The sequence below is a fragment of the Legionella birminghamensis genome (assembly GCF_900452515.1).
Classification (GTDB): domain Bacteria; phylum Pseudomonadota; class Gammaproteobacteria; order Legionellales; family Legionellaceae; genus Legionella_C; species Legionella_C birminghamensis.
In genome coordinates, this window is the sequence record NZ_UGNW01000002.1 from 104309 (window position 1) to 116133 (window position 11825).

Genomic DNA, 11825 nt, shown 5'->3' on the forward strand with positions numbered 1-11825 from the left:
GGGGGGGATATAAAAAATGCTTACTCTAAATAAAATTGGCGGTGCCAATGATGCGCTTCATTATTATACCAATCAGGACAATTACTATTTAAGTGATAGAGATTCTTTAAACAGTTTGTCTAGGTGGCTCGGCAACGGTGCTAAACAGCTTCACTTATCCGGTGTTATTGAACCTGAGCCATTTTTAAAATTGCTAAGTGGCGAATTACCCAGCGGTCAACTATTAGGGATCATGGAGAATGGAGAACGAAAACACCGTCCCGGGACTGATGTAACCTTATCGGCACCGAAATCGGTTTCTATTTTAGCATTGGTTGGAAAAGATGAACGATTATTGAAGGCGCATGAAGAGGCAGTGGGTATTACGTTTGAACGTATTGAACAGTTAGCGGCGGAGGCGCGTATTACCTTTAACAAGGAAACAACCTTTGAAAAGACTAGAAACTTAGTAGCTGCTTCGTTTATTCATACAACCTCGAGGGAATTAGATGCTGATTTGCATACGCACTTAGCTATCCTGAATATGACGGAGCGTTCAGATGGTCTATGGCGTGCCTTATCCTCAAGAGCTAAAAATGATAAAGAGAACCTTGACCATGGTTTTCGTGAATTAATCTATAGTAATCAACATTATTTGGGTCTGGTGTATATGTCTTCTTTAGCTAAAAAAGTAAGAGGGATAGGTTACTCGATTCGTGTCAAAGATCGCTATGGAAATTTTGAAATCGAAGGTATTAGTGAAGAAGCGATAAAGGTCACCTCAAAAAGACGCGAACAAATCGTAAAGGATATGAAAGAGCGGGGTACTAGGAGTGCGAAGGCCGCAGAGAAGTCTAATTTATCCACGCGTAAAAAAAAGATAGAGGTTGATAGTGAATCATTGCATCAGCTCTGGAAGGAAGAAATTGCAGGACTTGGCTTGAATTTGGAAGCGATAGTTCAACAATCAAAACGCAATGAAGGACAGGGAGAGGTAAAGCAAACGCATACGAAACCTTTAAGCTCCAATGCTCAAAAAGCAGTGGCCGATGCGCTTTTACATTTATCCGAATACTCCACCCAAATTCAGCATGGCGCACTGGTTCGTCAGGCTATGAGTTTCTCGGCCGGAACAATCAGCCATGAAGCCATTGAACAGGAGATTGAATCCCTTCTTGCTAAGGAAGCGCTGAAAGGAAAGCCATTAGAATATTATACAACGGATGGATTGCTCTGCCTGGAGAAGGAATTTATAAGCGGTGTTACGCAGGATTTAAAGACTGGCTCCTCCCTTCATCTAGCTGGATACGGGCTAGCATCTGACATTTTCAAAAGTCCCGATCGAATACAAATTATTGATGTTAATGGCTTTCATTCCGAAAAAGAATTGATTCAGGATATGGTGAATTTAGCGTCAGAGCTGCAACTAAACCCCTATGTGCTTCATCCAGGCCGATTGAAAACGTTGCAACTACGCGAAGAAATCAAACACTCTCAGGATGGATTTATTTCAAGAATCAAAAATTTCTTCAAAGACGATATCGTCCATACGGTATCCGGCTTTCAATACCATTATGGAAAACGAATTAAATCGTCCTTTTGGACTAAAAACAAACAAGATGTGGTCATCGTTCATGATGCGCAAAAACTCTCATTAAATGATTTAACTGCATTAAGCGAATTAACGAAAGAAAATAAGAGCAAACTCATTTTACTTAACAACTCGGCTTCCACACTCGGATTTAGTGCGGGTAATCCTATTAAGCTCTTGAAAGACAATGGCGTGCACTCCCATCACTCATTCAGTAATCCGATTAAAGGCCAGCTCAAGCTTGCTGTTGAAAAACAAAATTTTGAGTCAATGATTTCCACCTGGTTAAGGTTAACACCTGAAGAACAACAGAAACATACGTTGGTTGCAATCAATAATAAGCAAAAGGATGCCATTAATAGTCATATCAGAGAAGGCTTAATTGATCAGGGGCAATTATCCAGACAAACGACCACCGTTTCAGTATTAAGCGCAGTCAACTTGACGCAACCACAAAGGGAGCGAGCTGATTTTTACCAGATAGGTGACCGAATTTCTTTTTATAAAGAGGGTAGGGCTGCAAAACATTATATTGTTCACGGAAAAAATAAAAACAGCTTGATACTAGAAAACTCTTTGGGTAAACAAAGTGAGTTTTCTCTCCATTCGAAGGAAGAGTATCGAATCTCTCGTGAAAAACGATTGGACATTGCAGTTGGTGAACGCCTAGTCAATGAGCGTCCTCTGTATGTGCAAAGACGAAAGTTTGAAGCAAAAGGCGCATTTACCGTTTCAAAGATTACCGAATCCGGTCTGTATGTTCAACACGGTGCGCAATCCCTTTTTTTAAATCACCAAACGCTGTCAGAAAACTATTTTTCTTATGATTACTGTAAACAACCCCAGGAAATTCCCCCCAATACGATGCAGGCTTTTGTTTGTGCTGACCCTTATCAACTAAGCCGTAATTTAATGGGTGAGATAGGAGAAAATGCTAAGAACGTAACACTCTTTACCAGGGATGAGGTAAAGGCTCAGAAATTTTTGCAGAAAGCGCAGCAAAAATGGACTGCTTTTGAGGTACAACAGAAAAAACCTGATTTAATTTACCGAGAAATGGCTTATGCCAATCCGGTGATTGAAAAAGAGCTTAAGGCATTAATCAATAACCTCGAGCTCAAACTGCAGGATAAAGAGCACATCGCCCAAGCAGCCATCCATTATGCGGTCGCTAAATGTGCGGAGCGAAATGCAGCCTTTAAGCACAGTGACTTGATGACCCATGCCCTCAAATACGCCTTAGGCGAAGCTGATTTTGAAGACATTGCGCCTATTTTAAAGCAGCGAATGGCTAAAGATTTGGTTTACTTAGAGACCTATTGGACTACCAAAGAGGCCCTGAAGCTTGAAGAATCAATACTGAATGCCAACTTCTCAGAGCAAAATAAAGTCACACCTATCGAGCCGAAGACATCCCGCTTGCTATCGCTGCCTGACTCTCTGACTCAAGGGCAAAAAGATGCAATTACATTGATTACCACGACGGCCGACCGATTTGTCTCGATTCAGGGATTGGCTGGTGTAGGGAAAACCACCATGATGCGGCATGTCGGAGAAATTGCAACGGAGAATGAATTTAAGGTTCTGGGATTAGCGCCAACCCATAAAGCCGTTGAGGAATTAAATGCAAATGGCATTCCCTCGCAAACCATTGATAGTTTTTTACAAAATGATATGCCTGTTGATTCTCGGTACGTATTAATCGTAGATGAAAGCTCCATGATTGATAATGAAAAATATCACGCGCTACAGAAGAAAGGTATTGAGGCTAACTCTCGGATTGCGTTTACAGGGGATATCACCCAGCTGCAATCACTCTCATCAGGGATCCCTCATGAATTAACCATTAAAAGCCAATCGCAAAAAACGGCCTATATGGAGGAGATTGTACGGCAAAATCCCAATCCTGAATTAAAGAAAGCAGCAGAACTTTCCTCCAAACGAAAGGTCGGTCAAGCCCTGGAGGTGATAAAACATATTAATCCCGAAGCCTTTATTGAGCGTCGGAGTCATTCAAAACAAAATACCTCCTCGATTATAGAAATTGACTGCAATAACAAAGGAGAAAAAAATTACAAACTGATTTATGAGGCCATATCAGAGGATTTCTTAAGTAGAACCCCTGATTGCCAGGAAAACACCCTTATAGTGGTTCATGCGCATGAAGACCGAACGCCGATTGAAATGTTAATCCGTGATGGGTTAAAAAAACAACATCGGATAGTAGGGGATGACACCCAATGCGGACGGTTATTCTCAAAGAGCATTGACCAGGCAGACCAGGTGTTTGCCAAAACCTTTGAACCAGGAGATGTCATTCGATTTGGGAAAAACTATTCCGTGGCTAAGAAAGATGGGTATTTTACGGTAAAGAAGATAGATCCAGAGAGGAATCAATTAATTTGTACGGATGATGCAAATACCCGCTATTCCATAAGTGCTTCAATCCTTCCAAAAACAATGCCTTCTTTTTATAAATACCATCAATTTCCGCTGGCATCAGGGGATAAAATTCGCTTAAAGCGCAATGATGCAGACAAAGGAATAATTGCCAATGAAGAATATACCGTCACCCATTTGCGGGGACAAACTGCAATCCTTCACCATGGGGAAAAAGAAGTAGTACTTGATTTAACCAAGAAGTCCGATCAGCACTGGGACTATGCTTATACGAACACCGCCTATTCCAGCCAGGGCGCTACGAGAAAGTTAGTGATTGCCTTGGAGTTAGAAGATAGAATCGTGGTGACCACCCATCGTTCACATGAAATTGATTTAACACGCGCGAGTCATCAAGCCACCATCTATACCGATCACTTAGACGGACTCGTTGAGCGTCTTGAAGATCCACTAAAACAGAGGGATGCAGATAAAACGTCCGCTGTACTAACAGCGGAACACTATAGGCAGGAACACTCAAAGCAACAATCGATACGCTCTAATGTCATTCATAAAAAGAATGAGGCCGCTCTAAACAAGGATGTTGTCTTATCAAATAATGATGCGGTGCTTAAGAATGACGGTAAACTGAATCCTGTTATTAATGCCGAAGCAGTTTACAAGACATTAATAGAAGTCACTGAGCCTCTAGTAAAAAGTTTGTTAGGTGAACCCAACCACCAACTATCGACTAAAAATTGTTATCGCTATGGTTCGAAGGGAAGTCTGAAAATAGATATCAATACCGGCTTATGGCATAACTTTGAAACAGAGGAGTCCGGGAATCTTTTTCACCTCATCGAGCAGGAGCAAGGCTTATCTGGCTTTAAAGATGCATTGGACTATGCCGCGCGCTTTATCAATTATATGCCCGACTATGTGCGAAAAGCGCCAAAAGAAAAGGTTGGATCAAAGATGCCGCTAAAAAACGAAGGAAAGCGCAATCTTGCTCAATCATTGTTTCAGAAATCACTCCCAATCAAAGGGAGCTTGGCCGAAAAATATCTTTTGGTCCATCGAGGTTTAGAACATTATGACCAGGCAGACCTTCGTTATTGCCCCTCAATGTATACACGTACGCAAAATGGCGATAAATACGTCCCAGCACTCTTAGCCTTTAGTAAAGACGAGCAGGGGCGTATCCATCATGTCCAAGTCACTAAGCTAGACAAAAGCACCGGGGATAAAGATAAATCCTGCGAGTCTGTAAAACAGACGTTTGGTTCCATTAAGAATTATGTGGTTAATTTAAATAATAATGGTAAAGGCGATACGGTTTATATTACCGAAGGGGTAGAAACGGGGTTAAGCATCCTTCAAGTGAATGAGAAAGCGCCGGTATATGCTGTACTGGGTAAATCCAATTTTGCCAATATTGATACTAAGAACTTGCCAGATAATGTTATTCTTTGTGTTGATAATGATGGGAAAGCTACCTATAAATATGCAAAAAATGAAAAAACCAACCCGATCATTAGAGCAGCCGAGCGATTAAATGATGCTGGATTCCAAGTATCCATTATTATACCCAAAAAAGAAAATACCGATTTAAACGACATTCTTGTTAAAGAGGGTAGAGACGTGCTAAGAAAAGAGCTTTCACAAGGTATAAGCTTGGATGAATTTAAACACCGGTGCGAAGTGGAGAATGTAGTAATTGATAAAAAAACAAGCTTGGGAAAAGACAGATTTCAAGCGCTTATAAACCAGGAGCAGCGTCTACATAGAAAGGGTACTGGCGAATTTTTAGAGTTAAATCAGCTATTAATTAATCGGTTTAAAGAGCGCTCTTATAACAAAGAGTTTATGGAAAATAATCGCTCCATTGAATTAAATAACTCACGATTGAACCGGGAAATGGAAAGGGAACTTTAAGAGGCTCCCTTGCTAAAGTTTGACACCATGCGCTCAATAAGGGCTAACGCCGTATCGGCGTCAAAGGCGCCTATCTTGGATTTGTTTTTGTCATATACGATATGCAGTAACTCGGTCAGAATTTCGTTCGAACGAACACTGTTTTCAAGCAAAAGCTTTGTAGTGGGATCCTCTTTGGATTGCTCAAGGGACTGAAGGTAGATACGTGCGCCAAAGGATACCATTTCGGCAGCAGCCGTTGTAAAAGCGTTGCCTTTAATTTTAGATATTTTATTCAATGAATCAATGGTATCTTCGCCCAGATCAATTGTTATTTCCATAAGGACTCTCCCTGTTCAATCGGTACTGTTTTCAAACCAATGCCATTCATTTTAAATCTAACTTCTTTATAAGAAATATTTTGGAATCCAGAAAAATTACCGTTTAAATAATCGACCGTTTTCTGTTTGATTTGATTTAAAGAATCATCGTTAAACTTTGACGAAAGCAATAAGCTCTGCAAATGGTTATGGTACATCAAGTGGGGAATTGAGGCATGGATTTGTTCGAGCATCTTCCTCATTTCCTGGAGTGGATTTTCTGTCCGCTTCATGGGGTAGATGTCATTATGCAAACAGAAATCCAATAGTATTTTTATAGCCTTTGAGTAAGAGAGGGCATCAGAACCACGTTTTTGAAGGTCAAAGTTTTTAGCAATGTTCTGTAAATAATCTTTCTCATGCTCGGAGATACGCAGTGAGATTACATCTTTCCCTTTCATAACATTCCAATTGATTGAATATCTGTGCGTATACAATTGTAAACCTGTCGTTTACAATTGTAAACTAAAAGATGAGCCCTTGATTTAATATGGGTTATTGTTTACTATTGTAAACTATAAAGATTTGATTGTTTCCTGTAAAACGGAGGCTATGTGATTGAAGAAATATTTTATGTCAATTAAATCAAATGGTTACGCAATATTAAAAAAGCAATCTTCATTGCGTGGTGTGTGTAGATTCGGGGGAAATACAACTCGGCACAATGCTTATGGAGGGCTACTACAAGTATAGCTACACCGGATGAAACAAAATAAAAATAGCGCATTTCTTTGCGCGCCTGTGAAGGGATATTTTTAGTTAAATTCAGTCGATTCGGTAATAAACTATTTTTTCAAAAGGATCTTGAAGTGATTAACGCTATCAAAAAAATAATACAGTTAATGGTTCGCATTAAAGATTTTGTATTAGAGCCACCACAAGGCTATCTTGAATACCAAAAAGCCATTGCATCGAAAGATAAGCACTTTAACTATATTGAAAATGAATATTTTAAACGTCATGTTTTGCCTTTTATGAGCAAACACCACGGAATAAGTGAGGAAGTTCATACGACTATTTCTACTCATCAATTGATCAATTCCAGCTTACTCGAAACCTTTAGAGTAAACCCTGTTAGCGGATTGCCTATGCTCGGGGCATATGATGCAGGGGGAAGCCCTTTCGGATTTAATACTAATCACTCTTTTCATCAGCACTTGAGCTATTATTCTGGACTCACTAATACCCATGTAAGTAATCCAAATAATTCGTTTGATTATTGGAAGTAGTTATCCAAATTTTGATAATTATTGAAGTAAGAAAAGAAAATAAAAGGTGGAAGTGAACTGAGGAAAGCCCACCTAAGTGAGCTTTTCATTGCAGCAATATTATTGTGGTTACATTAGCTTAACTCCCAATCCCCAAAGAACCCCTCTTTCGTTTTAATTAAATCTTCAAAAACATGCATTTCTAAACCATCTCCCAATGCATCCCAACCCGTCAAACCCTTGGCTATCTGTAAAGCATTTTCATTAACAAAATAAACTCTTGGCACTCCATAAGTCCATATAATCCCCTCAACACCATCAAGTGTTACACCCTCAAACCCCCAATCATCCATTTCTTGTTCAGGATTATTGCGACCATGATATAATCTTATTTTCATAAATGTCCTTAATTTGATGCTTGTTTTCGATCTTATGAGGTGAACAAAGGAGGACCTTTGTTCACCAATGAGAAACTATCTTTTTATTTCCATCATTTTTTCAGTAAGGGTCCACAAAGCACGATTTAATCTGACATTTTGATCAATGGCTTTTACTTCTCTGGTTTTTGTACGAGTGGTATAACCGTATTTAGGGTGTTGAAGTCCAGTGGTACGAAAATGTACGCTAAGGAGTTTCAGTAACCTCCTCCACTAGCTGATTAAATGGTCTTAGCTGGCCTTTCATAATCGAATCACTTAGAGTAAATGAATAGTGGCCAAGAACATTAATATGGCCATGTTGAAGAGGTGAAATCCTGGCTTCGTCTTCCTCTTTTATGATTATGGATTTCTGTTCTAAATAATTCCGTGCCGCATCCATATAAATAGTATTCCAGAGAACGACAGCATTAGTCACTAAACCAAGGGCTCCAAGCTGATCTTCTTGTCCCTCACGATAACGTTTACGAATTTCTCCGCGTTGGCCATGACAAATGATTCTGGCAACACGGTGCCTTCCTTCACCACGGTTCAATTGGGTTAGTATTCGACGACGATAATCTTCATCATCAATATAGTTAAGAAGATACAGTGTTTTATTAATTCGACCAACCTCAATAATTGCCTTTGCCAAACTTGATGGTTTGTCGCTTTTTAATAAAGAACGAATAAGTTCTGATGCCTGGACGGTACTAAGCTTCAGTGAACCGGCTATTCTCATCATGTCATCCCAATGTTGTTCTACACGTTGCGTATTAGCGCAACCACGAGCCAGATCATTGAGTACACCATAATCAGCTTCTTTATCTATACGCCAGAACACTGCTTCGCCAACATCTGCGAGTCGTGGTGAAAATTGATATCCAAGTAGCCAGAATAAGCCAAATACCATGTCACTAGCACCTGCTGTATCAGTCATAATTTCAGTTGGATTTAAAACCGTTTGTTGTTCAAGCAATCCCTCTAAAATAAAGATGGAGTCTCTTAATGTTCCTGGTATAACAATGCCATGAAATCCTGAAAATTGATCTGAAACAAAATTATACCAGGTAATTCCCTTGCTAGAGCCAAAATATTTTCTATTAGGACCAGCGTTAATTGTACGAATAGGTGTAACGAAACGCATACCATCAGCAGAGGCTACATCGCCACCACCCCATTTTTTTGCTAGAGGAATAGTAGACTGATGATTAACTAGTTTTGCATTAGCTCGAACCAATGTTTCAGCGCGGATATAATTTTGTTTAACCCAAGTTAGGCGATGACGAGTTAGTGCAGGAATATGATGTTTTATTAATGGTTCAAGTCCAATATTACAGGCCTCTGCCAAAAGTACTGCACACATACTAATTGAAAGATCATCTGCACGCGCATTTGATTCACTAACATGAGTAAACTCATCAAGAAACCCAGTATGCGCATGGATTTCAAGAATCAGTTCGGTAAGATCAACCTGAGGCAATAATGCTTTAATTTGTTCGCTAAGCAGATCTAAGCTAGGTGCCGCATCAAGTTTATCTAAGTTCGTAATAGTTAGTGAAGGATGTTTACCTGAATCATCGATTGTAATGGCATTATTATTCTCAAAATTGGTAGCGACTTTTTTATAAGTAGCATCTAGTCGACTCGTTAGGCTTTCTATGGCATCGTGAGGTTCTATTTGATGCCCCAAGGAGCGACAAATCTGTATTCTGTTGTTATTCCAAATGGCATCTTGGATTAATTTGGCCCGAGTGTCTCCAAATCGATCACTATTCTCAACATAAAGATCTCTTCTCCTCAGGCTATCTTGTAACTTATCTAGGAAACATAGAGTGTAACCATGTGTTGTAACATTCCCTTCCTTATCAAAAACCAACCGCCTCCATGGTTGAGTAATGATTTCAACGGGTGGATTTTTGAGCGTTTTCTTTCGTGATGAGCTCTTGCTTGCAAGATAAGTTAATGCCTTTAAAGTATCTTTTCCTGCTGATGCCGCTTTAAATGTTATATTATTTAGTGCCCGAGGAAGGAATCTACGAACTTTTCCATATTGATCCACCATTTCATCATGAAAATTATCATCCATTGGGCGAGCCAATTGATTTATAACATTAACTGATTCAAGCATATTTTCCTTAGATATCGAAGAAAAAATAGATTCACGTAACCGAGTATTATTCGCATTTTCATTTAAAAGGATCTCACAGGCTCTTGCCAAGGTCAGGGCAGACTTATCTAAATCCTTTAATGTTCGTAATCTTTTTTTCTGGCCAATTTTTTTTGCATTACCTGAAATTTCTGTAATAAGCAGATCTAGCAACTCTAATGCATCATCAAGAGCTATAGTTTCGTAGGTTCTAACGAAGGCTACTAAAGTGGCAATTCGTTTATTTTCAGGCATCCTTGATATTTTGTTTGCAGAAATTACACCCGCATGACGTGCCAAATTTTTTAATCGTGCAGGAGGGATATGAGAAAAATCAAAATTACTAAATCCAAAAGCCTGTAACTCCAGATAACGCTTAATTGCCTCTTTAAATGCTAGGGCACTGATTGTTACAGGCCCTTTTCGATAGTAATCAAAGCGAGACGAGCGTTCTCCTTTGGGTACTTGCAGAATGGCTTCAAGTTCAATTTTTTGTTTTTTTGCTGGCAAAAAGGATAAACGTTTCCATAATCTCTGAGCAGATCTTTCTCGGATTTCAGAAATTAATCTGGATAAGGTAGACTCACCCGGTAAAACTATTTTGTTTTGAACCAGCCATGTTGTAGAGAAATCGAATAACAAACTTGGTCTTTCATTATTTATCCATGCTTTGGCATAAAGTAGTCGACTCAAACGAAATACCCATGGCCATTCAGCAAAATCTCGATACCCATAATATTCTCGGATAAGTGCAGTATGCTCCCGTTTCGTTGTATCACGTTTGGCATAATTATTTAGTATGGTGATGTCAGTGATTGATAATTGATTAGCAACAAAAATTTGAACATTAAGGGGTATAAGTGACAAATCTATAAGAAATGTCCCTAAAAATCGGACTGAGGTTAATTGAAGGGCAAAACCAAGTCGGTTGTGATCACCACGTCTTAAGCCAATAAATGCCAAGTCTGTTTTATCCAAGTGAAAATAGCGCGCAAGCTGAATTTCATTGGGTTCACCTGCATACTGACCATATTGTGCTTTTTGTTCTGCGGTTAAAAAATCTACTGCCATACCACTCTCTCATATCAACATCATTTGTAGAACATAATTAAAAGGTGTCTACAATATTATAAATTGATAGACAATCAAAAAACCTTATCATAAACTGTCTATAAAATCGTATTTTATCTGATTATTAGACATTGTTTCTACAAATCGATTAAGGAGACACTTTTAACCTATGCGGCTCTTTGGATATGCTCGTGTTTCAACCAATCAGCAATCTTTAGACATTCAAATTAAAGAGCTCAAGGATGCTGGTGTTAAATCACATCGACTATTTACGGACAAAGCTACTGGTAGTCATTGTGATCGTGATGGATTACAAACGCTTCGTATTAAAGTTGAGGAAGGTGATGTCATTTTGGTTAAAAAATTGGATAGACTCGGACGAGACACTGCGGATATGATTCAATTAATCAAAGAATTTGATGCTATGGGAGTATCAATTCGTTTCCTCGATGATGGAATCAGTACAGAAGGTCCTATGGGAAAAATGGTAGTAACCATTTTAGCTGCTGTTGCCCAGGCAGAACGTCAACGTATCCTTGAGCGAACGAATGAAGGTCGCATTGATGCTAAACTCAAAGGAGTGAAGTTTGGACGAAAACGCACTGTAGACAGAGATAAAATTATTTCACTTTATACTTCTGGCATAGGCGCAACAGAAATTGCTAAGCAAATCGGAATTGGCAGATCAACCGTATATAAACTGCTTCAAGATAAGGTTAGATGACTTATTAAAAATAA

7 protein-coding genes are annotated in these 11825 nt (G+C 39.2%); 3 read left to right on the forward strand and 4 right to left on the reverse strand.

Annotated elements, in window-relative coordinates; translation table 11 throughout:
* Positions 1-16 precede the first annotated feature (16 nt).
* Positions 17-5884 (forward strand): conjugative transfer relaxase/helicase TraI, encoded by a 5868-nt coding sequence (gene traI / locus DYH42_RS15915; protein ID WP_058523953.1) that lies wholly within the window; start codon positions 17-19, stop codon positions 5882-5884.
* Here the strand turns inward: traI and DYH42_RS15920 are convergent.
* Positions 5881-6204, reverse strand: a complete 324-nt coding sequence (locus DYH42_RS15920; protein WP_058523952.1) for a hypothetical protein — start codon at positions 6202-6204, stop codon at positions 5881-5883. The two genes, traI and DYH42_RS15920, sit on opposite strands and share 4 nt — an antisense overlap.
* A complete protein-coding gene (locus tag DYH42_RS15925) occupies positions 6195-6644 on the reverse strand; it encodes a hypothetical protein (protein ID WP_058523951.1) in 450 nt (149 codons plus the stop codon). The genes DYH42_RS15920 and DYH42_RS15925 overlap by 10 nt, the downstream gene beginning before the upstream one ends.
* A gap of 408 nt (positions 6645-7052) precedes the next feature.
* Here DYH42_RS15925 and DYH42_RS15930 point away from each other — a divergent pair, with 408 nt between their 5' ends.
* Positions 7053-7472 carry a hypothetical protein gene (locus DYH42_RS15930; protein WP_242604335.1) on the forward strand — a complete coding sequence of 140 codons (420 nt, stop codon included), beginning with the start codon at positions 7053-7055 and terminating at the stop codon, positions 7470-7472.
* Positions 7473-7585: 113 nt separating this feature from the next.
* Here the strand turns inward: DYH42_RS15930 and DYH42_RS15935 are convergent, their stop codons facing one another.
* Positions 7586-7849, reverse strand: a complete 264-nt coding sequence (locus tag DYH42_RS15935) for a hypothetical protein (RefSeq protein ID WP_058523950.1) — start codon at positions 7847-7849, stop codon at positions 7586-7588.
* Between the two features lie 226 nt (positions 7850-8075).
* The gene (locus tag DYH42_RS15945; protein WP_058523949.1) at positions 8076-11087 is read right to left on the reverse strand and encodes a Tn3 family transposase; all 3012 of its coding nucleotides are present in this window, start codon (positions 11085-11087) and stop codon (positions 8076-8078) included.
* Positions 11088-11256: 169 nt separating this feature from the next.
* Here DYH42_RS15945 and DYH42_RS15950 point away from each other — a divergent pair, with 169 nt between their 5' ends.
* A complete protein-coding gene (locus DYH42_RS15950; RefSeq protein WP_058523948.1) occupies positions 11257-11811 on the forward strand; it encodes a recombinase family protein in 555 nt (184 codons plus the stop codon).
* Positions 11812-11825: the final 14 nt, after the last annotated feature.